Here is a 21,305-nt window from a genome sequence, read left to right as displayed (position 1 = left end):
AAATCGTAGTTTACAAGCTTTGGAGCAGCGCCATGCACTCAATTTCTGCTACCTTTCGCGCTGGAATTCGCGCGTTTTTGCCGATTGCCGTGGGGATTATCCCATTTGCCTTGATTTCGGGCATTGCCGCGATGAGTGTTGGTTTATCGATTCCCCAAGCTATTGCCATGTCGATGATTGTGTTTGCTGGCTCGGCTCAGTTGGTGGCGATGCAGCTCTTGGCTGAGCATACCCCGATGCTCTTGATCATCCTGACGACCGTGATTATTAACTTGCGCTTTGTGATGTATAGCGCCTCATTGGCTGACCACTTTGCTCAATTGAAGCAGCGCTGGAAGTGGCTTAGTGCCTATTTGCTGACCGATCAGGCTTATGCTTTGGCGATTAGCCTATATCAGCGCAAGCCCCATATGCACTACAAACCATGGTTTTACCTTGGCGCGGCAATCAGTATGTGGATTACTTGGCAAATTGGGGCGGTAGTTGGGATGCTCGTTGGCCAGCAATTTCCGGCTAGTTGGCAACTCGATTTTACAATTCCACTGACCTTTATTGCCTTGGCCATGCCTGCGATCAAAAATCGACGCTTGGCGGCGGTGGCCCTTTGCGCCGCGATTATGGCGGGAGCCACGGTCATGCTGCCCTATAAATTGGGCTTGGTGTTGAGTGTATTGGCGGGGGTTGGGCTTGGTTTGTATCTTGAGGGGCGGCAGGCATGATGATTTTACTGCTGATTATTGGCATGGGCTGCGTGACATTTTTGCTGCGGCTCTCGTTTATTAGCGTTGCGGGTAAAACCAGCATGCCTCAATGGTTGCAACGCTGTTTGCAATTTGTGCCGATTGCCGTGCTGATGGCAATTATTGTGCCTGATTTAATCTATCAACAGCATCGTTATCAATTGCTCAACAATAATGAGCGCTTGATTGCGGGCTTGGTAGCGGCCTTGGTTGCTTGGAAAACCAATAATGTGCTGCTGACGATTGGAACTGGCATGGGTTTGTTGTGGCTGTTGCAAAGCTTGTAGCATTTCCCTCGCTCCCTTCTCTCACGATGGTGGCAGCTAGCTTCCAAGGCTGGGTTTTAAGATCCCTCATCCCCAACCCTTCTCCCACTGCGGCGGGAGAAGGGAGGCCCAACCGTCATAATGTGGTGGTTCCCCCTCGCTCGCTTGGCGGGAGAGGGGGTCAGGGGGTGAGGGCATGAACATCTACGGCGAATTCCACCCAACCACTGTTAAAAACCCACTCTTGGAAGGATGGCTAGGAGGTGAGGGACTCTCAGCGATCGGTTGGTGGTGGTAGTTGGTCGCTTGTGCCCTGCATATTGCTGACTTGCACCCAGCCAACAATATTCGAGCTACCACGCACAAAACCCTCGTACCAGCCATCACGCTGGCGAAATGGCATAAAACGTTGATCTTCTTCCAGCGTATGTAACACCCGCGACTCAGCATCGGGTGCTGAATGCACGGTCACGTCGGCAGTTTTGGGGCGCTGAATCGCATATTCAATTACCCGCAGCGCTTCTAAATCATTGGGATCGCGCACTTCGAGGTAGCGCAGCAAGCCATTGGCGATGCTCTGAGCAATTACATCTGATTGATTGAGCATAAACGCCCGATCCGTGGGATTAGTCAAAAAGCCCATTTCAACGATCACGGCTGGGGTGGTTGGGGCGATGGCATTGCGATGTCGCCGCCAACTAAAGGCATAGTAGCCGCGCATATTGGCGGTAATCGCCGAATCTTGAGGCATATCAGTGCCAGCGGCATATTCGCTAACTAAACTATCGAGCAATAATAAACTGGCTTCAGAGGCTCGCCATGGGGTGGCCATTTTGAAGCCGCGACTGCTGGTGCTGGTCGAACCATCGGCATGAATCGAGATAAAAGCATCGGCTTTGTAGGCGACTGGCACGGTCGCAGGCAACAGATCGACCGTAATCCCCTCGGCTTCAAGCAAGGCTTTTACTTGCTCAGCAACTGGCAAGTTCACATCCGATTCGGTAATCCCATTGACAAATGCCCCAGTTGAAGTGCGAAATTTAGCCAAATCATCAGGTAAATCTTCGGTTTGCCAATGGCCAACTTGAATTCCGACCCGTGGTGGTTGGGGCACGGGTGTTTCAGTTGGCGGGGCTGGGGTCGCACTTGGTGCTGGAGTCGCTGTCGGCACAACCCTGGTCGGGGCACTGGTGGCGATCGCGATTTGCTGCACCGCAGCAGGTTTGGGAGCTTCAACAAGCATAGCAGCATCGCTACAGCCTACAACGAACAAAGTGCCAACAATCAAAGACCAGCGTTTCATCGGGTGGTTCCTTGTATGGGTAGGGGTTGGTTGTTGGGGGTCGGGGATTAGTTATCTGTATATTGCATGAGCCATGTTTTTAACCATCATCTGCCTTAACGTCTATAAAACCTTCCGAACCCCGAACCCTGACTCCCGATCCCCAATAATTAAAAGATTAACATGGCTTTGCACTTAATTGCTTGACACAAAGATTAAGGTTGAGCATATATTTGATGATAATTGGCTAAGGATTCTCCCATGCAGACAATCCAAACATTGGTGGTTGAAGATCATCCGGCATTGCGGGCGGCGATGGTTGCTGGGTTGCAGGCTACCAAAGAGATAACCGTGATTGGCGAGGCTGGTAGCGGCGAGGATGCAATTGAATGGTGTGCTCAACATACGCCGCAAGCTATTTTGATGGATGTGGCCTTGGCCAGTGAACTTAATGGCATTCAAGCAGCAGTGATTATTCGCCGTGAGCATCCGCGGATTCCAGTGGTGTTTTATTCGATCCAAGATGATGATGCCTATTATCGCGATTTCCAGCGTTCGGGCATTCTAAGTCACTATGCGTATGTGCGCAAAAGCAATTATTTACTACCAGCGATGGTTGCCCCACTGCTGCGCGATGCCTTTCAAGGTCGGGCTTTTATCGACCCCGATATTGCTAGTCGGGTGCAAGAAGTTCGCCACCGTGATGAGCAATCGGCGCTTGATTTGCTTGAGCCTGCCGAGCGCGAAGTGATGACCTTGGTGGCCCATGGCTTTACCAACGATCAAATTGCCCAGCGCTTGGGTTTTCGTGATGCCCGTGCAGTCAGCCGCATCAATGGCCAAATTTACACGGCCTGGGGTTTGAATGAAAATACAACCGATGAAAAAGTAGCGCGTACTCGGGCAACGATTATTTTTCACGAGCGCCAACTGATTGTCTGGGATGAAGAAGGACGCGGGCGGGCCTATATGCCCGATGGTCAGTGGCAAGCACGCTGGAACGATTAAGCAAATTGCCAATTTGTTGCATATAATGTGCTATACATACGAGTTTACCCATGTGATGGGAGATTAAGATGCTTGATCAATCTGTTGTTGAAGAGCAGCCCAGCGTCGGGCAGCTTGACCGGCTGCGGGCGTATTGGGTGCGTCGCGATACGATTGTTTGGAATATTCATGCGCTCCCCAATGCTCGCTATGAGTTGCATTATTCGCTTGATGGTTCGTTGGAGCTAACGCCGCAGGGAATTCAGCATGGCACGGTTTTGCCGCTCGAACGTGATCCCTTGGGCTTAGATTCGACGTTGGCAGCGGCTTTTCCGCATTTGCAGGGCTTGCCAGTCTTGCGCCTCGCCCCTGAACACCACGACTTGGTTGCCACAATCTTGCGTGGCCAAGTGGCGGTGCAGGCCTATCACGCTGATGATCAGAGTTTGATCGATGCGACGGCGTTGCAAATTCCTGGGGTGCTTGATGATTTGTATCATTACACTGGCGAGCTTGGGGTGAGTTTCGATGAGCAGAAACGCCCGATTTTGCGCTTGTGGGCACCAACCGCTCGCTCAGTTAGTCTGTTGCTCTACGCTGATTCGGCTAAGGGAACTCGCGCGATTCGCAGTGGGATGATGTTTGACCCTCAGACTGGAGTTTGGAGCATCGTTGGCAAGCCCAGTTGGAAGAACCAGTTTTATCGATTTTTGGTCGATGTGTTTGTGCCGAGCACTGGCCAATTTGAGCAAAATAGCGTCACTGATCCCTATTCGCTGAGTTTATCGACCAATAGCCAACATTCGCAAATTGTTGATCTGCAAAGCCAACGCCTTAAACCCAAAGGTTGGAGCAAACTCGCCAAGCCCAGCCTAACCCAGCCCACCGATATTGTGCTCTACGAACTGCATGTGCGTGATTTTTCGATCACCGATTCGAGTGTGTCAGCTGAGTTACGTGGCACCTATAAAGCCTTTAGCCAAGTTGAATCGAATGGCATGCAACATTTGCAGCGACTGGCTAAGGCCGGGGTGAGCCATGTGCACTTGCTGCCAGTCTTTGATATTGCCACCATTGAAGAACATCGGCCTGATCGCACGCGGATTGATTTTGACTATTTAGCCAGTTTGCCTGCTGATTCGACTGAGCAGCAAGCCTATCTTTTTCCAATTCGCGATCGTGATGGCTTCAATTGGGGCTATGACCCTCGCCATTACACCACGCCCGAAGGCTCGTATAGCACCGATCCTGATGGTTCAACGCGAATCTACGAGTTTCGCGAGATGGTTCAAGCGCTGAATCAGATTGGGCTGCGGGTGGTGATGGATGTGGTTTACAATCATACCCATTCGAGTGGTCAAGCCAGTTGCGCCGTGCTCGACCGAATTGTGCCAGGCTACTATCATCGCTTGGATGCTGATGGCAATGTTTGCAACAGCACCTGCTGCGCCAACACCGCTAGCGAACAGCATATGATGGAAAAATTAATGCTCGATTCGCTGCGCACATGGGCCGTCGATTATAAAGTTGATGGCTTTCGCTTCGATTTGATGGGCCATCATCTGAAGCGTAATATGTTGGCGATTCGCGCCATGCTCGATAGTTTGACGTTGGCTGAGCATGGCGTTGATGGTAAAGCGATCTATGTGTATGGCGAGGGCTGGAATTTTGGCGAAGTTGCCGACGGTGCACGCGGCGAAAATGCCTCGCAATATGCCATGGCTGGTACGGGCATTGGCACCTTCAGCGATCGTCTGCGCGATGCGGCGCGGGGTGGCGGCCCCTTTGTTGGTTTTCAAGTGCAGGGCTTTGCCACAGGCTTGCTTGATCGGCCTAATGTGTACGAACAGCGGGCGTTTGTTGAGCGCCATTATCAAGTTGCGGTGCTCAGCGATGTGGTGCGGCTGAGTTTGGCGGGCAATTTGGCTGAGTATCCAATCCTCAGTTGCGAAGGCCAACAAACTTTGGGCGGCCACTTGTATATCAATGGCAAACCAGCAGCCTATGGTTTACGTCCTGATGATCATATTGCCTATGTTTCAGCCCACGATAATGAAACCTTATTTGATGGAGTGCAAGTCAAAGCCCCGCTCGAATCGCCAATCGCCGAGCGGGTGCGTATGCACAATTTGGCCTTGAGTTTAGTGGCCTTAGCCCAAGGAATTCCATTTTTTCATGCTGGCGATGAGTTGCTGCGCTCGAAATCGCTGGATCGCAACAGCTACAACTCCAGCGATTGGTTTAATCGCATCGATTGGACGGGCCAGCAGAATACTTGGGGTTCGGGCTTGCCGCCCTCGGCGGATAACCATGAACATTGGGCCACGGTCGGGCCGTTGTTAGCCAACCCTGCACTCAAGCCAACCCCTGAGGATATGGCATTTAGCTATGCGCATTTTCAAACGATGCTACAAATTCGGCGTAGCTCAGGCTTGTTTCGGTTGAACAGTGCTGAATTGATCAAGCAAAAAGTCTGGTTTCCCAATACTGGGCCTGATCAAGTGGTTGGTTTGGTGCTGATGGTGCTTGATGATGGTGTAGGCGAGCAGTGCGATCAGCAATTTAGCCGCATTGTGGTGGCTTTCAATGGCTCGCACCATGATTTAAGTTATAGCGATGCCAGTTTTGGTCATTACAATTTGCAACTGCACCCCTTACTGGCAAATGGCTATGATCCAGTGCTGGCGCAGGCGAGCTTTGATCGCAACCTTGGCAGCATCAGCGTGCCGGGGTTTAGCTGTGTGGTGTGGGTCGAATATCGCTAATTAAACCAAAGGCGGCGCAACACGTTCAAGCGTTGCGCCGCCTTTTCGATTTAATCCGATTAATTGGTGGCATCAAGCTCGGTTTTGAGCGCTTCTTCGACGACTTGTGGATTGGCTTGACCTTTGGTTGCCCGCATCACCTGACCAACCAAGAACTTGATCGCTGGCAATTTGCCACTCTTGTAGTCGGCGACCACTTTGGGATTAGCGGCGATCGCATCGCGGGCAGCTTGGGTCAAAACGCTGCTATCGCTAATTTGGCGCAAGCCTTTGGCGTTGATAATCGCAGTTGGCGTTTCGCCAGTCCGATACATTTCTTCAAAGACTTGCTTGGCGACAGTGCTGCCGATTTCGCCTTTGGCAACCACGTCGATCAAACTGGTGAGGTTGGCAGGCGTAACCCGTTTGGCGACCTCGGCGAGGGTTTCTGCGCCATCTTTGATCAAACGGAATAACTCGCCGGTAATCCAGTTGGCAACGGGCTTTGCATTGGCTGCGCCAGCGGTGGCCACGATGGTTTCAAAATAGTCGGCGGTTTCACGTTCGCCGCTCAACAAGGCGGCATCCTGCTTGGATAAGCCAAATTCGCTAAGATATCGAGCAAATTTGGCATCGGGCAATTCAGGCAACTCGGCGCGGCGCTCAGCAACCCACTCGCGGCTCAACTCCAGCGGCGGCAAATCTGGCTCAGGGAAGTAGCGATAATCGTGGGCATGTTCCTTGGAGCGTTGGCTCAAGGTGATCCCTGCGGCATCGTCCCAACCACGAGTTTCTTGAATAATCGTGCCACCTTCGCGCAAAACTTTTTCTTGGCGTTCCAGTTCATAGACCAAAGCCCGCTCAAGATTGCGGAACGAGTTCATATTTTTGATCTCGACCTTGGTGCCAAATTCTTTTTGGCCTTCAGGGCGAATTGAAACATTGGCATCAACCCGCAACGCGCCTTCTTCGAGGTTGCCGCTGTTGACCCCCAAAAAGACCAAAATTTGGCGCAATTTGGTGGCATACAAGCGGGCTTCTTCGGGCGTGGTCATATCAGGCTCGCTGACGATTTCGAGCAACGGCACGCCAGAGCGATTGTAATCGACCAGCGAGTGGGTTTCATCGCCATGTTGCAACATGCCCGTATCTTCTTCGAGGTGGGCACGGGTGATGCCAACTCGCTTGGTTTCGCCATTGCCAAGGGTAATTTCTAGCTCACCATTGATACAAATTGGCTTATCGTACATGGTAATTTGCCATGCTTTGGGCAAATCGGGGTAGGTATACGATTTACGTGAAAACTCGCAATACTCAGGAATTTCGCAATTGAGCGCCAAACCAAGCAGCGCCGCCTTGCGAATTGCTTCCTGATTGACAACTGGCAAGGTGCCAGGTAAGCCAATGCTGACTTCATCGATACAGCTATTGGCGGGAGCGCTGGCATAGGCCGCGTTACAACCGCTGAACATTTTCGATTTGGTAAGAATTTGGGCATGCACTTCTAGCCCAATCGTGGCAGTATATTTCATAGCAACTCCGAGGCAACAGCACAATCTCCCGCTGATTGTGCCCGATCATGGCTGATTATGCAAGCTGTTATAGCGTTGCCAGCAGATGCATCGCTGTATATTCTTGTTCGGCGATTTGGTTCATCAGCCGACTGGCCTTTTGAATTGCCCCAAGATCGTGCTGTTTGCCCGCTTGATCGAGCAAATTTGCGACTTCTTGCCAGTTCTCGCTAATCGTGGTGAAAGTTGGTTCAGCTTGACGTAACTGTGGAGCAGCGATGATTGTACTGGCCTCGGCCAAAAAATCACGATACAGCTTGCGAAACAGCGAGCCGCCCGTTCCGGCTCGTTCCATTAACAGGGCGGTGGTGCAAAAATCATACTCAATATTGGCGCTTGCTTCAAACCATGGCTGTAAGGCGGCGCTCGCTTTACGAATGCCTTTGTAGTTTACGTTGGTAATTGGTGGGTTGAGATAGGCTTGGGCATTATTGATGATTGCTTGGCGCACTGCTTGAGCCAAATCGTAACTGCCCTGTGGTTTTAGGGTATAAGCCATGCTTTTTGAGGCCATCGAGCCTTTGGCCGCCCGCGCTTGGGCCAAACTTGCTAATGATGTTTGCACAATGCTACCCTGTTGATGGGTATCAACCAAATAAGCGTGATCGTGATCATAGCCATAGATCGCCACATAATGACCAGCAAAATGAATTGGATTGCTAAAATATTCGAGATAAAAACAATCAAGTTTCAAGCCAACGACTTGACCTTGATCAAGCAAATCTTTGACGATCGCCCAAGCCTTGGTTGACGAGCTGGTTTCTTGGCGCTCAAGTTTGAGGTTGAGTTGTTTGGCAAGGGTTTCGGTTAGTTGATCGGGCTTGACGCGTCCGCCGATAAAGGGCATCGGCATTGAGTTCATGTGCCAAAAGATGAAACTTAGGCCTTCGCCCAATCCAAACAGCAACGGCTCAGAAAGCTCGATGCCTTGTTGATAGAGCAAGGTTCCGCTGGTGGTAGTTTCACAATGTTGGCCAATAAATGGTTTGATTGCCAGCATAAATCCTCGTTATTTTTAGGGTTTATCGGGTTATTAGTACATTTTGTAGATTTATGGTGATCACCACCCTTCCGTCCCGCCTCAAGGTGGGAGACGCGGGGGCTTTAATCCCCCTGCACCCCCTCAATCACAATCAGGGTCGTCATCCATCCAGCGATGAACCAGCCTATCTGTGGTTCGCAACAGAAACCTACCCTTGAAAGCTCTACCGCCGAGCGAGGTGAAGGGTTGGGGGTGAGAGGAATTCCTAGGCGGCTTTGCCAAGCATACTACCTAATTCACGCAGTTTTTGCGGCGTAAATAGGCCAAGATTTGGCACATACTGGGCTGTGCCTTCGCGCCAACCACGCAGCGCTAAGCTAATTTCAACAGGATTACGGCATTCCAAAATTTCTAAAAGCTCGGTTTCGGCCACAAATCCAGCTTGATCGAAGCGCAACGCTAGGCGACTCCAGCGATCTAATGGTGCTTGGGCTGGGGTAAGTTGTTCGAGTTGCGCAAGCACCGTCAGCATATCGGGCGTGGTTTGATACATAACTTTGGCAACCTGGCAATTGCGCAAGAGGTTTTGATAGCTTTTGGCAATTACGACCAAGACCTTCGGTTGACCAACCAAGCGCTGCGCCAAACTCGCTGCCATCGCTTCGGTCGCAGGCACAAAGATCGGAATACGTTCGCTGCCGCGTTGGGCAATGAAATCGGGGACAAGTAACCGATGAGCCAAACTAAATGGCACAGGATCACGTCGAATGCGCCAGCCTGCATTTTGGCTTTTGCTAACCAAGCGGCTCCAGGCTTGACTAAATTGCTGTTCAAGCGTGGTTTCCCAGCTATCGCCAAGGTTGTCTGGTTGCTGACGAGCAGTGCCACCAAGCACCGTCAACTCGCGTTTTGCCAGCTTGATTAGGCTATTTTTGCCCTGCATATGCACCTGAATTAGGCCTTCACTGGCCGCATTGGGATGGGCCGCTAGTAGACGCAAGGCACAACGGGCAATTCGGCGGCCTGTGCGCGTCCAATTGCCTAGCGCATCCTTGGCTCCATGCAAGGTCAGGGTTACGAACGTCGCTATGCAATCTTCTGGTTCGCTTAATTCGTAGCGCAGGTTATAGCGTTGGGCTAAATTATGGGCTGAAACGGCCAAGGCATTAATATCGCCATCAAGCCGTAGTTGCAACGAACGACAGTTGCGCAAACCAGTTTCGAGCGAATGAAAATTGTATAAAGCCACGATTGCGCTTGGTTCTGGGCGTTCGGCGCTGCGCACCAACAATGCTTCTTGCTCATCATCAAGGTAGAGCACCCGCTCAAATTGGCTGGGCGTTAATCCCAATTCAGCGGCTAGTTGGCTTACCGCAGGCCAGCGTTCGCTTGGCAAAATGAAGCCATGAGTTTGATTGGCATGGGCATACAGCAAGGCCCGAAAATCGGCTGAATTGCGTAAGCCGCGTTCAACCAATTGGGCATAGGTAGGTTGATCGAGCACTTCGGCTAGTTGCGGTTGATGCCAGCGATAGGTTTGGCTTAAACAGGCTACCAAGCCGCGTGCCAACTTGGGATCGCCAAAAAACTCCAGCAAGGTAGCGGCTTCAAATTCACGCCGCGCACGGCCAAGCATCTGCTCGTAATAGCCAATCGCATAGTCAATCGCTGCCAAATAGCGATCATCGCGCAATTGATGCGGGTAGAGTTGGCGGCCAAGCTCACCGGTGCGGCTGGTATATTTGAAATCGGCTGGTGTAAATGACATAATGATTCCGATACTCTAAAGATTCGGCGGTTGATCCACGAAGGACACGAAGAGCACGAAGGGTTGAAACCGCGAAGAACACGAAGAACACGAAGGATGTTTTTAGTCACGAATTGCCCTAATGATCCTTCTGATCTCTAACCGTAGATTCATCCTTCATCCTTCCATCGCTCTGCGGCTCTCCGTTAAAGCCTTGATCCACGAAGAGCACGAAGATACGTTTTTAGCCACAGATTGTTTTGATTATTCTGTTATGCTCAAAACCGAGGTTTATCCCAAGGGTTATGTTCTATGCTCTTTGTTCTATGTTCTACTTCGCCTGCAGATTATGGGCGGCCACGGCTTTTTTACGACGGCGGGCGGTTTGAACTTCGCTGGTATTGCGCGTGACCAACTCGTAAAGCAAGGCTTCATCGGGCTTTTTGCGCAGCACCCGCCCCAAACGCTGAATATATTCGCGGGCCGTGGCTGAACCACTGACCACAATCGCGACATTGGCATCGGGAACATCAACGCCCTCGTTCAGCACCCGCCCCGTCACCAACTTGGAATAGCGTCCAGACCGAAAGCCATCCAAAATTGATTTACGTTCATCAGCAGCTGTGCGATAGGTAATGCTGGGTATGGCAAACTGACGGCTGATCGTATTGACCAAGGCGTTGTATTCCGAAAAGATGATGATTTTATCGTTGGGATGTTGGCTGAGCAGTTGGCCAACATGCTCAAGCTTTTTCTCGGCGTTGAGCGCAATCATTCGCGCTTGATGCTGAGCTTGGAGCGCATTGCGAGCTTGGGGGTCGCTACCAGAACGGCGAATGAGTTCGCCGAAGAAATCGCCGCCGCTGGCCAATTTATGCCGATGTTTGGCCAAAAACCAGCGCCATGTGGTCATCAAGGTTTCGTAGCGCACCAACTCATCGGCAGTTAGATCGACCAAAATCCGTTTTTCGCGAAACTTGGCGATATGGCCTTCTTCGGCTAAATCGGCAGGCGCACGCTGATAAACCACTTTGCCAACCAAGCGATCAAGCGCGGTATGCGAGCCATCGCTGCGTTCGGGTGTGGCGGTTAAGCCTAGGCGATAGGGCGTGCGGCTGCGCAGGGCAATCGTGCTATAGGCTGGTGAAGGCAAATGATGCACTTCATCACAAATGAGCAAGCCCAAATTTTCAAGTGGTGCATCGGGCATGGCCGCCGAAGCATAGGTAATCACGGTGATTGGTCGCCATTCACGCTGGCCATCACCAACCACGCCGACTAATTTTGGATCGAGCGCGAGGGTTTGGACCACGGTGTCGCGCCATTGATAGAGTAATTCAATCGTTGGCACGACAATCAGCGTGCGCAGCCCAAGCTTGGCAATTGCCAACATCGCTGTGATCGTTTTGCCTGCTCCAGTGGGCAGCACAATCACCCCGTGTCCTTCGTTGGCCGTCCAAGCAGCGACGGCCTCGGTTTGATAGGGACGCGGGGCGAATTGTAATTTGGCTTTGAAGCCGCCTTGTAAACGGGCATCAACCTCTGGCAAATCCTCGTCGGGTTCATCAAGCAGGCTTGCATCGAGCAAACTTGCCTCGTCGAGCAGCCATTGTTCTTGCTCTGGCTGCTCGGCTTGGGTGGCAGGTCGGGTCATGCATCCTCCTAGGCGGCTTTTTGCCCATACTCCCATAAGGTTGGTTGGGTGTAGATGATGTTGCTTTTGCGGGCACTGTGAGCAGCATTGGCTGGCGGTGGCGGATCATCGGGAAACATATTCGAGACAATCAGATCGGCGCGTTGTGGCCCAACCCCCCAGATCGCGGTCAAACGTTGGTAGGCAGCTTCACGTAGCAAGGTTGCTAGCTCGACATCGCCTAGCTCTTGGCTAATGCGTTCGGCCAAAATTGGCCCAATGCCCGCGATTTTCAGCAAGCGTTGTTGGCTGGGTGGCAGCAAGGCACACAAATCGTCGTAAAAATCGAGTTGGCCTTGGGCAGCTAGCACGGTGATTTTGCGCGTGAGGCTGGCCCCAAGTTTGTTGATGCCTAAGGCTTTGCCAGCTAAGGCGCGTTCGGTGAGGGAATGGCGCAGGCGGAGAATGGCGCGAGCTACTTCGCGATAGCGCCGCACCCGATAGGGATTGGCGTTTTGGCGCTTCAGCAACGTGGCAATGTTAAACAGAATTTGGGCAATTGCGCGATTGTTCATGGCTATCACCAAAGCTTTCTACTGGTTCAAACGTACTGTGTCTGTGATGAAACATCTGTGCTAATTGTACTACATTTAAGCGAAATCGCAAGCGTGATTATGTTGATTTGGGCGTTTCATAGAGTTTGTTAACCTAGCCCTAGCATAGCATTTGGTTGTGTCAAAAACGATCACACATTGATTTTGGTCTGAATTTGAATCTGTAAATCACTGGCGTTAATGCCATTAAACTGCTGACGTGGAATCGTCACCGCAGCGTAACCAGTTGCATCGAAACGCCGTTCAATCGCAAAATTAGGTGTGGCAATATTGACCGTTTGGGCATAGGCCGCCTCGCAATGAATCACCAAAGCCCAATCGCCGTTGGCAAGCTCTTGGGCTTCGAGATCGTAGAGATAATCCGGCATTGCTGGTTCCTTTCATGAATTTGGTTCATTTTTTGCAACGCCGCCGATTGTACCAGAATTTGCTGGATTGATGTTGAGATTTTCCCTCACCCCCAACCCCTCTCCCACTGCGGTAGGCGAGGGGCGTTTGGTTTCGTGAGTCCCCCTCGCCTCGCGGGCGGGAGAGGGGCTAGGGGTGAGGGACTGCCAATCGACTACAAAATCTACCCTTGAAGGGAGTGAGCGTTTTAATTGATCAATGCGCCTAAATTGAGCAAGCTGGCCTGCTCGGCTGCATTTAAACCAATGGCTTGGTTGATGATCAGCCCTTGATAAGGACGATCGCTGTGCAGTTTTTTGAGCAATTTACCAGTGGCGAGTTGCCAGATGGCGATTGCCCCTTGTTGATCGCCAGTAATCAGCATGTGGCCATCGCTACTGAGGCAGATGCTATCGACGGCTGCTTGATGCTCAAACCGCTGAACCAATTGTTGGTTTTGCCAATCCCAAATCAGGGCTAGCGAGCCAGCCGCAATCACAATCCAGCGCCCATCAGCCGACCATTGCACCGCTTTGAGCAAGCCAGGTTTATGCAAGAGCACAATTTCATAGCACTGGTTGCTCAGATCCCAAATGCGCACCTGTTGATCGGCTCCAGCACTGACCAAATGGCGTTGATCGGGGCTGAAGGCTAGGCTGATAATGCCCGCGCTATGCCCCGCCAACAAGCTTAAACAACTATGTTCAGCTACGCCCCAAATCCGAATCGTGCGATCAGCGCTGCCAGTTGCCAATAAACTGCCGTTCTGGCTCCAAGCGAGGGTGGTAACTAAATCATCGTGACAGCCAAAGACTTGGACAATCTGACCATGAGGCATCGACCAAACATGAACAGTATGATCTTCGCTGCAACTTGCCAACATGCTGCCATCAGGGCGAAAGGCGATCGCCCGAATCAAAGCTTGGTGACCAGTCAAGATCGTTGCTAATTGCAAACGTTGGCAATCCCAGAGTTGAATTACTTGCTCTTGGCTGATTGCCAGTAGTTGGCTGGCTTGATGATAGGCTAATTCGCGGCCATTGTTGGTTGCTTGCGGTAGATTCAGGCGATAGAATGGCTCGGCTAGTTGCCATAATGTGACGGCTTGAGCCTCACCAGCGTTAAATAATAAATCAGCGTTGTTGCTCAAAGCCAAACTGCGTACACCGCCGCGATAGCCTTGGAGTGTATGCAGCAAGCGGCCACTAGCTTGCTCCCAGATGCGCAAACTTTGATCGCTACTGACCGAGTAGAGCCGTGAACCATCGCGATTGTAGTGTAAAGCCCGTACCCAATGGGCATGGCCGTAGAGCATATGCGTCAGGTGAGCGGTTTCTACCTGCCAGATCCGAATACATTGATCAAGGCCAGCGGTGGCGAGATTAGCTCCATCAGGGCTAAATTGCAGATCAAACACGCGATCTTCGTTGGGCAAACTGGTGATTAACTGGTTGGCTTGTAAATCCCACAAGTAGACATCGCCATCTAGTCCAGTGCCCGCTAAAATCGTTGGATTGGGGCTAAACGCTAGAATTTCGATTGGCTCGTGATGGGTCGTGATAGTGGTCTGATAATTTAACTGTGGGCCGTGCCAAAGTTTAATCTGACGATCAAGCCCTGCCGTTGCTAAGTATTGACCATTGGCACTTAGCCCGATGCTGCTTAAACCGTCGGCATGCGCATTAAAACGATGCAAACACTTGCCACTGAGCCGATCCCACAGGCGAACCTCACCATCAAGGCTGGCACTGATTAATTGTTGACTTTGGGGCGCAATCGCCACGCCAATTACTGGTCGGGTATGGCCTGCTAAAATACGTGGGTTCTGGCCTTGACTGGTCTCCCACAGCCGAATGAGTCCATCGTTACCAGCGCTGATCAAGTAGCGCCCATCGCCGCTAAAACAGATTGCCCGAATGCCATCGTGGTTACTGGGTACTTGCCAAAGTTTTTTCAGATCTAAGTTTTGCCAAACAATCAATTGATCATCAGCGGTTGCTACGGCCAAAAAACGATCAGCTGGATCGCGGGCTAGGGCAATCAATGCGCCAAATTGTTCGCTAAACACACTGCGCGAAAGGTCGCTATGGCTCAAATCAAGCTGTTTGGGGTTGATGCCACGTAGGTTGGCGTGCCACAGCGGTTTATGCCGAAAATCAAATTGGCTCAAATCGGCCTTGAGTTCAACCAATAAATTAAAAATATTACCTGGCGCATAGCCCATTTCCAATGCGCTCAAGGGCTGCATGGTTTGCAATAATTGACGTAGGCTTGCCAGCAAACGCTCTTGACCAAGCTCAACGAAAATCCGGTGCAGCAATGGCCGCAAAATTGCCCGACTTTGGTGTTCGCGAATGCTATCCAAGCTGTTGGCTTTGATCAAGGCATGGCGATAGAGCAAACCCTGCGTCCCATCGAGTAATTCTTGGGCAATTTGGTCGATCAAACGGTCGGTTGTATATTCGAGCACCACATTATGCAACATAAACCCATCTTGATGCCGCTCCACCAACGAACGGCGCAGCAACGATTCAAGGGTTTCGAGCAGCATATGTTGATATTTTGAACGCACCAGGTCATGCTTAAGCTCAGCTAATTTGACCGTGTGGCGTTCGATTGCGAGCCAATACAATAATTCTTGCTCTTGGTCGGATAAACGTTCAAATTGCTGAGCCAAAATTGTGCGCACATCGCCAAAAATTAATTCTTCGTGCTGCAAAAATTCAGCAATTTGGCCAAAAAACATGGTTTTGATCACTTGGGCAACTAATTTTAAGGCCAAAGGATTGCCAGTATAGTGCTTGATGAGCTCCTGCCACAGTTGCGGCGTGCCATACAACTCTTGATTATCGAGCAACATTTGAGCATCATCGCGCATAAGTCCCGTCAAAACCATCGAACGGGTATGCACACCTTCGAGTCGATTGAATTCATAGGGTTTTTCGCGGCTCGTCAGAATCAAACAGCTTTCGTGGGAACGCTCGCTGATTGCTTGAAACAGTTGGGCATATTGCTCATAGCCCTCGCGGTAGCGGCCAGCTGGATATTGCGGCTGCAAAATAGCCTCGATATTGTCGAGAATTAACAAGCAGCGGGTGGTACGCAAATAATCGATCAACACACTTAGGCGGTGCTCAAATTGACTTGGATAGGCCGAATTGGGACTGGGCATAATCCGGTGCAAACATTCCAACAGAAAATCATTGGCCTGTTGACCTTGTTGCAGCGAACGCCAGACGATCACCTTAAAATCATCTTGGGCTTGTTGGGCAACGCGGGTGGCAAGGCTGGTTTTGCCCATACCGCCCAACCCAATAATCGCCACCAAACGGCAACGATCGAGCTGTAACCATTTAACAAGGGTAGCAGTTTCGTCCTCGCGACCGACAAAATTCTGTACATCGGGCGCATCGCCCCAATCGTGCAAAACGCCCATCAATGGACCAGTTTTAGCCTGCTCCTGCTTTTGCTGCTGCACTTCAGCCAAGTAAGCTGCGGCCAAATTTGTTAACTCAGGCCACGTTGCCAGCGGCGTGTGGTCAATCGCATACTCAGTTAATGCATATTGAATCGTGGCTAATAATTGCTGCTCGGCCAACCCACGCTGATAGGGCGGCAGATCCAACTGCTCGATCACCAACTGCGCGAGGGCGGCGATATAGCCCAGCGGACACAAAATTTGGTCATTTTCATAGCGCATAATTGTGGTATGCGCCAAGCCAAAGTGGCGGGCGGCCCGATTTTTTGAACGAAAAACCCATGAACGCAAATCGCCGAGAAATGCGCCAAGCCCTTCGGTTGCATGAAAAACAGGCAACGATAAAACAACGTTTGTCATGACAAACCCCATGATGCGCAGGAAAAATATCAAGTTCGGTACGAACGAATTATGCCTGAATCATAGAGGCAAGCCCGTAGAACTTCAAGAGCCACGAAGATAGTGCCAAAGTACTATTTTTAACGGTGGTTTAATGGATAAAGGCAGAAATCAGAAGGCAGAAGGCAAAAGGCAAAAGAAGAACAGCGGACAGCGATGTAATGGTTCATACCATTAACAACCAATTCTCGTGCCCTCACCCCCTAGCCCCCTCTCCCGCCCAGCAGGCGAGGGGGAACCGCTCCAGGAGTGCTCCCCTCGCCCGCCGCCGTGGGAGAGGGGCTGGGGGTGAGGGCACAGGAGAACAGTTGCCAACCTAATAAACCATTACACATAGAACATAGAACAACGAACAGAAGGGGGAAGGATGAGAGATGAAATTCAATGCAGCGGCGCAGAGCATGCAAGGTTTTTGGCTATGGGCCATGGGCTGGGAGAACATAATCGTGAAAATCTTGGCCAATCTGTGACTGAAAATGCGTGTTCGGGCAATCCAATAGTCCAAACCATGCATATTTGGCTCAAAATTGCAGGTAAAAGATTTAGACACGAGCAACAAGATTTGATACTATCTCATTGAGCGATCAATCACTGCCTGTACGCAGCCATATGTCAACTTGAGAGTTTTCGATAACAGTGTACAATTGGGGTGATAGCGAACCAGTAACTCCCCCAACTCCAAGTTCATGCCACCACGAGATTGCGCGTGGGCGGTTTGAGTGGAGTTGACTCTGATTTAGTAGTATTGGAAAGGCCAATCGTTCGACTTGGTGGCGGATGTTCGCGGTGCCAACGACGATTTGGAGAACACGGTCTTAGCAAGGAGGCATGGATGCCCAATCGTTCGCCTGCCAAGGCTCTGCTGCGCCCTACGGCAACCCTGTTGCTTGGAAGCGTTGTACTGGCAGCGTGCGGTCAGAAGACCCCTCAGACGACCCTGAACCCAGCAAGCGAGAGCACCCGCGCAATTTACAATCTCTCGGAATTGTTGTTTTGGTTGGGCGTTGTGGTCTTTTTGATCGTACAAACCTGGTTGATCGTTTCGATCATCAAGTATCGGCAAAAAGATAGTTCGCAGATTCCCACACAGATCCATGGCAATACGAAGGTTGAAATTGCTTGGACAATCGTGCCAGCAATTATTGCGATTGTCATTTTCGTCTTTACCTTCGACACGATTCGCAAAATCGAGTTTATGCCCGACGAAGCCGCTGGCAATACCTTAAATGTTAAGGTTATCGGCCATCAGTGGTGGTGGGAGTTCCAGTATCCTGATATTAAGGATGCCAGCGGTAAGCCTTTGGTCACTGCTAACGAGCTATGGATTCCATCAGGAAGCTATATCGACGTGAAAATGACCTCGGTTGACGTAATCCACGACTTCTGGATTCCTGGCTTGGCTGGCAAGCGCGACGTGATGCCCAATCGCGAGAGTGGCTTGTGGTTTAAAGCCGATGACGTGGCCGATGGTTCGCCAGCAGTATTTTGGGGTCAATGCGCCGAATACTGTGGTGGCCAACATGCTTATATGAAAATGCGCGTGGTTGTGGCCAGCCCTGCCGACTTCCAAAAATGGTCAAGCGAGCAAAGCCAAGTGGCGGTTAACACCACCTTGCCCGAATCGTTTACCAAAAATTGTATCGGTTGTCACGTGGTGCGTGGCACCAACGCCGCTGGTATTACCGGCCCCGACTTGACCCACTTCGGTGGCCGCATGACGATTGCCGCTGGCACGACCGATAACACCCGTGAACATCTCTATGCCTGGTTAGACGACCCTGATGCAGTCAAACGTGGCAACATTATGACCACCGCGATCAAGGCCGATACCCTGACCGAAGCAGAAATTACCGAGTTAGTCGATTATCTGGAAAGCCTCAATCCTGGCACCAGTGTTAAAGGTCAGCAGTAGGAGGGCCGTATGGCAACTGACGTAAGTACCCTCCATCACGCCCCAGCTAAGCAACGGCGGGGTTGGTTGGAATGGATCACCACTGTCGATCATAAAAAAATTGGCATCATGTATGCTGTGACTGCCTTTTTATTCTTTGTGATCGGTGGGCTTGAGGCGTTGCTCATCCGTTTGCAGCTTGGTACGCCCCAAAATACGCTGCTGACACCCGAAGCTTATAACCAAGTCTTTACGATGCACGGCACAACCATGGTGTTTATGGCGATTATGCCTGTCAACGCTGGGTTTATGAACTATTTTGTGCCCTTGATGATTGGCGCAGGCGATATGGCCTACCCGCGCATGAACGCCATGAGCTATTGGCTCTTGTTGTTCGGCGGGATTGTCATGTATTCCAGCTTTGTGTTCGGCGGCGGCGCTCCCGATGCTGGCTGGTTTGCTTATGCTCCACTCACCTCAACCACCTACTCGGTTACCCGAGGGATGGATTATTGGGTGCTAGGTTTGCAGCTGCTGGGGGTTTCCTCGCTGGCTGGCTCGGTCAACATCATCGTAACAATCATCAGGCTACGAGCACCTGGCATGCGCTTTAATCGGATGCCGCTGTTCGTTTGGATGAGCTTCGTTACCTCATTCTTGTTGATTTTTGCCTTGCCAAGCATCACGGTTGGGATCACCTTGCTGTTCTTTGACCGCAACTTTGGTACCAACTTCTTCTTGCCTGCTGCTGGCGGCGACCCACTGTTGTGGCAACATTTGTTCTGGTTCTTCGGTCACCCCGAAGTGTACATTATGATTCTGCCCGCCTTCGGTGTGGTTTCAGAAATGTTGCCAGTTTTCTCACGCAAGCCGATTTTCGGTTACGAGTTTGTGGCCTACTCTGGGGTTGCAATCGGGGTGTTGGGCTTCACCGTGTGGGCACACCACATGTTTGCCACCAACTTGGGCGTGATTGCCGACACCTTCTTTGCTGCCGCTTCGATGTTGATTTCTGTCCCGACGGGGGTCAAAATCTTCAACTGGCTAGCAACCTTGTGGCGCGGTGAGTTGCGCTTCAAAACCCCAATGCTGTTCAGCCTTGGCTTTATCGCCATGTTCGTGATCGGCGGGATTTCCGGGGTTTCGTTGGCGGCTGCGCCGTTCGACTTACAAGTTACCGATAGCTACTTTGTGGTTGCTCACTTCCACTATGTGCTGTTTGGTGGCGCTGTCTTTGCCTTGTTTGGTGCATCATACTATTGGTTCCCCAAAATTACTGGCAAGATGATGAGCGAACGCATCGGCAAATGGCACTTCTGGATTTTAATGCTGGGCTTTAATTTGACCTTCTTCCCGCAACATATGCTTGGGCTGCAAGGTATGCCACGGCGGGTCTGGACGTATCAACAAAACCAAGGCTGGGATTTCTACAACTTGCTTTCAACGATTGGGGCATTTTGTATCGCCTTGGGTACGTTGGTCTTTATCGTCAACTTTATTATCAGCTTGCGCAAGGGCGCTCCTGCGGGCAACGACCCATGGGATGCCGCAACCCTGGAATGGGCGACCACCTCGCCACCACCAGCCCACAACTTCGATGTGGAATACATTGTGCATAGCCGTCGCCCCTTGTGGGATAACAAATATAGCGGCGAAGGTCGAGGCATGACGATCAATTATGATTTCCATCCCCACTTGCCACCGCCATCGTTTGCCCCAATCATCTTCTCGTTTGGCTTGTTTGTGCTAGCTTATGGCATGCTCAACCTCGCCTCTGCGCCATTGATTGGGATTCCATTGATCTTGGTGGCCTTGGCAATTGCCTTCGTTGGCATGAACCGCTGGGTCGGCGAAATTGCCCAAGATCCGGTGCTGTAAACAACCTTGCTCGGTGTCGATTGCATGATCGGCATCGAGCCCAGTTATTTGGGAGAATCTATGGCACAGGCAGTCGTGCGCGATATCGATAAAAATGATCCTGGGCGTGGCCTCGATTTACGCAAACTGGGCATGTGGACGTTCCTTGGCTCAGAAGTCTTTTTCTTCGGAGCTTTGGTGGTTACTCACCTCTCAATGCGCGGGGTTGTAGCACCATCATCAAGCAAAGCCAATTATGATGTTGCGGCAGTTCGTAATTTGTTTGGCGATAATGTGCTGACCTCGATTCTAGCCTTCATCTTGTTGACCAGTAGTTTGACAATGGTGTTGGCACTGGATGGGGTTAAAACCAACAACCAAAAGCGTTTCCGCTTCTGGTTGGGAGCAACCATCGCCTGTGGTTTGGTCTTCTTGGGTGGTCAGGTTTACGAGTTCTATCACATTGTCCACGAAGGTGTGACGATTAAAAATATGATGTTTGGCTCGACTTTCTTCTTTGTAACCGGCTTCCACGGAACCCACGTTGCAGTTGGGGTGGTTTGGCTCACATCATTATTGGTTTCGGCAATTCGCCACCCTGAGCGCTACAATGCTGGCAATTATATGGCTGTCGAGCTAGGCGGCTTGTATTGGCACTTTGTAGACTTAGTGTGGGTCTTGATCTTTACGGTGATCTATCTGATCTAACCATTATTTATCCAAGGAG

At 51.1% G+C, this 21,305-nt stretch carries 15 protein-coding genes; 7 read left to right on the top strand and 8 right to left on the bottom strand.

What is annotated here, in order from left to right; all coding sequences use genetic code 11:
• Positions 1–32: 32 nt before the first annotated feature.
• Positions 33–719 (top strand): AzlC family ABC transporter permease, encoded by a 687-nt coding sequence (locus DEF47_RS04505; protein WP_012187652.1) that lies wholly within the window; start codon positions 33–35, stop codon positions 717–719.
• A complete protein-coding gene (locus DEF47_RS04500; protein ID WP_012187653.1) occupies positions 716–1,027 on the top strand; it encodes an AzlD domain-containing protein in 312 nt (103 codons plus the stop codon). The genes DEF47_RS04505 and DEF47_RS04500 overlap by 4 nt, the downstream gene beginning before the upstream one ends.
• 253 nt (positions 1,028–1,280) lie before the next feature.
• Here DEF47_RS04500 and DEF47_RS04495 read toward each other — a convergent pair whose 3' ends face one another.
• A complete protein-coding gene (locus DEF47_RS04495) occupies positions 1,281–2,309 on the bottom strand; it encodes an N-acetylmuramoyl-L-alanine amidase (RefSeq protein ID WP_012187654.1) in 1,029 nt (342 codons plus the stop codon).
• A 240-nt stretch (positions 2,310–2,549) separates the two neighbouring features.
• Here DEF47_RS04495 and DEF47_RS04490 point away from each other — a divergent pair, with 240 nt between their 5' ends.
• Entirely contained in the window at positions 2,550–3,296 is a 747-nt protein-coding gene (locus tag DEF47_RS04490) for a response regulator transcription factor (RefSeq protein WP_012187655.1), read from the top strand.
• Between the two features lie 68 nt (positions 3,297–3,364).
• Positions 3,365–6,040, top strand: coding sequence for a pullulanase-type alpha-1,6-glucosidase (pulA, locus tag DEF47_RS04485; protein ID WP_012187656.1), 2,676 nt, complete (start codon positions 3,365–3,367; stop codon positions 6,038–6,040).
• Positions 6,041–6,099: 59 nt separating this feature from the next.
• Here pulA and gatB read toward each other — a convergent pair whose 3' ends face one another.
• From gatB to DEF47_RS04450, 7 genes are all read right to left on the bottom strand, one after another.
• The gene (gene gatB / locus DEF47_RS04480; RefSeq protein ID WP_012187657.1) at positions 6,100–7,551 is read right to left on the bottom strand and encodes an Asp-tRNA(Asn)/Glu-tRNA(Gln) amidotransferase subunit GatB; all 1,452 of its coding nucleotides are present in this window, start codon (positions 7,549–7,551) and stop codon (positions 6,100–6,102) included.
• Between the two features lie 67 nt (positions 7,552–7,618).
• On the bottom strand, positions 7,619–8,590 hold the full coding sequence (locus tag DEF47_RS04475; RefSeq protein WP_012187658.1) for a BtrH N-terminal domain-containing protein: 972 nt from the start codon (positions 8,588–8,590) through the stop codon (positions 7,619–7,621).
• Between the two features lie 247 nt (positions 8,591–8,837).
• A complete protein-coding gene (locus tag DEF47_RS04470) occupies positions 8,838–10,340 on the bottom strand; it encodes a DUF790 family protein (protein WP_012187659.1) in 1,503 nt (500 codons plus the stop codon).
• Positions 10,341–10,650: 310 nt separating this feature from the next.
• Positions 10,651–11,973 (bottom strand): DEAD/DEAH box helicase, encoded by a 1,323-nt coding sequence (locus DEF47_RS04465; RefSeq protein WP_012187660.1) that lies wholly within the window; start codon positions 11,971–11,973, stop codon positions 10,651–10,653.
• 8 nt (positions 11,974–11,981) lie between these two features.
• Positions 11,982–12,527, bottom strand: a complete 546-nt coding sequence (locus tag DEF47_RS04460) for a helix-hairpin-helix domain-containing protein (RefSeq protein WP_012187661.1) — start codon at positions 12,525–12,527, stop codon at positions 11,982–11,984.
• Between the two features lie 170 nt (positions 12,528–12,697).
• Positions 12,698–12,934, bottom strand: coding sequence for a hypothetical protein (locus DEF47_RS04455; RefSeq protein WP_012187662.1), 237 nt, complete (start codon positions 12,932–12,934; stop codon positions 12,698–12,700).
• A gap of 227 nt (positions 12,935–13,161) precedes the next feature.
• On the bottom strand, positions 13,162–16,791 hold the full coding sequence (locus tag DEF47_RS04450) for a WD40 domain-containing protein (protein WP_012187663.1): 3,630 nt from the start codon (positions 16,789–16,791) through the stop codon (positions 13,162–13,164).
• Between the two features lie 871 nt (positions 16,792–17,662).
• Here DEF47_RS04450 and coxB point away from each other — a divergent pair.
• Genes coxB through DEF47_RS04435 form a run of 3 tightly spaced genes read left to right on the top strand, consistent with a single transcriptional unit; the run spans position 17,663 to position 21,286 of the window.
• Positions 17,663–18,742, top strand: a complete 1,080-nt coding sequence (coxB, locus tag DEF47_RS04445) for a cytochrome c oxidase subunit II (RefSeq protein ID WP_012187664.1) — start codon at positions 17,663–17,665, stop codon at positions 18,740–18,742.
• Between the two features lie 9 nt (positions 18,743–18,751).
• On the top strand, positions 18,752–20,599 hold the full coding sequence (ctaD, locus tag DEF47_RS04440; RefSeq protein WP_012187665.1) for a cytochrome c oxidase subunit I: 1,848 nt from the start codon (positions 18,752–18,754) through the stop codon (positions 20,597–20,599).
• A 60-nt stretch (positions 20,600–20,659) separates the two neighbouring features.
• Positions 20,660–21,286, top strand: a complete 627-nt coding sequence (locus DEF47_RS04435; RefSeq protein ID WP_012187666.1) for a cytochrome c oxidase subunit 3 — start codon at positions 20,660–20,662, stop codon at positions 21,284–21,286.
• Positions 21,287–21,305: the final 19 nt, after the last annotated feature.

Source organism: Herpetosiphon sp. (assembly GCF_003512625.1).
GTDB classification, from domain to species: Bacteria; Chloroflexota; Chloroflexia; order Chloroflexales; family Herpetosiphonaceae; genus Herpetosiphon; species Herpetosiphon aurantiacus.
Note: the sequence above shows the minus strand (reverse complement) of the source record. Positions and strands in the feature narration are given on the sequence as shown.

Excerpts from the sequence above, each read along its gene's own strand:
- DEF47_RS04505 (WP_012187652.1), top strand. The coding sequence starts at position 33 with ATGCACTCAATTTCTGCTACCTTTCGCGCTGGAATTCGCGCGTTTTTG.
- DEF47_RS04500 (WP_012187653.1), top strand. The coding sequence starts at position 716 with ATGATGATTTTACTGCTGATTATTGGCATGGGCTGCGTGACATTTTTG.
- DEF47_RS04495 (WP_012187654.1), bottom strand. The coding sequence starts at position 2,309 with ATGAAACGCTGGTCTTTGATTGTTGGCACTTTGTTCGTTGTAGGCTGT.
- DEF47_RS04490 (WP_012187655.1), top strand. The coding sequence starts at position 2,550 with ATGCAGACAATCCAAACATTGGTGGTTGAAGATCATCCGGCATTGCGG.
- pulA (WP_012187656.1), top strand. The coding sequence starts at position 3,365 with ATGCTTGATCAATCTGTTGTTGAAGAGCAGCCCAGCGTCGGGCAGCTT.
- gatB (WP_012187657.1), bottom strand. The coding sequence starts at position 7,551 with ATGAAATATACTGCCACGATTGGGCTAGAAGTGCATGCCCAAATTCTT.
- DEF47_RS04475 (WP_012187658.1), bottom strand. The coding sequence starts at position 8,590 with ATGCTGGCAATCAAACCATTTATTGGCCAACATTGTGAAACTACCACC.
- DEF47_RS04470 (WP_012187659.1), bottom strand. The coding sequence starts at position 10,340 with ATGTCATTTACACCAGCCGATTTCAAATATACCAGCCGCACCGGTGAG.
- DEF47_RS04465 (WP_012187660.1), bottom strand. The coding sequence starts at position 11,973 with ATGACCCGACCTGCCACCCAAGCCGAGCAGCCAGAGCAAGAACAATGG.
- DEF47_RS04460 (WP_012187661.1), bottom strand. The coding sequence starts at position 12,527 with ATGAACAATCGCGCAATTGCCCAAATTCTGTTTAACATTGCCACGTTG.
- DEF47_RS04455 (WP_012187662.1), bottom strand. The coding sequence starts at position 12,934 with ATGCCGGATTATCTCTACGATCTCGAAGCCCAAGAGCTTGCCAACGGC.
- DEF47_RS04450 (WP_012187663.1), bottom strand. The coding sequence starts at position 16,791 with ATGACAAACGTTGTTTTATCGTTGCCTGTTTTTCATGCAACCGAAGGG.
- coxB (WP_012187664.1), top strand. The coding sequence starts at position 17,663 with ATGCCCAATCGTTCGCCTGCCAAGGCTCTGCTGCGCCCTACGGCAACC.
- ctaD (WP_012187665.1), top strand. The coding sequence starts at position 18,752 with ATGGCAACTGACGTAAGTACCCTCCATCACGCCCCAGCTAAGCAACGG.
- DEF47_RS04435 (WP_012187666.1), top strand. The coding sequence starts at position 20,660 with ATGGCACAGGCAGTCGTGCGCGATATCGATAAAAATGATCCTGGGCGT.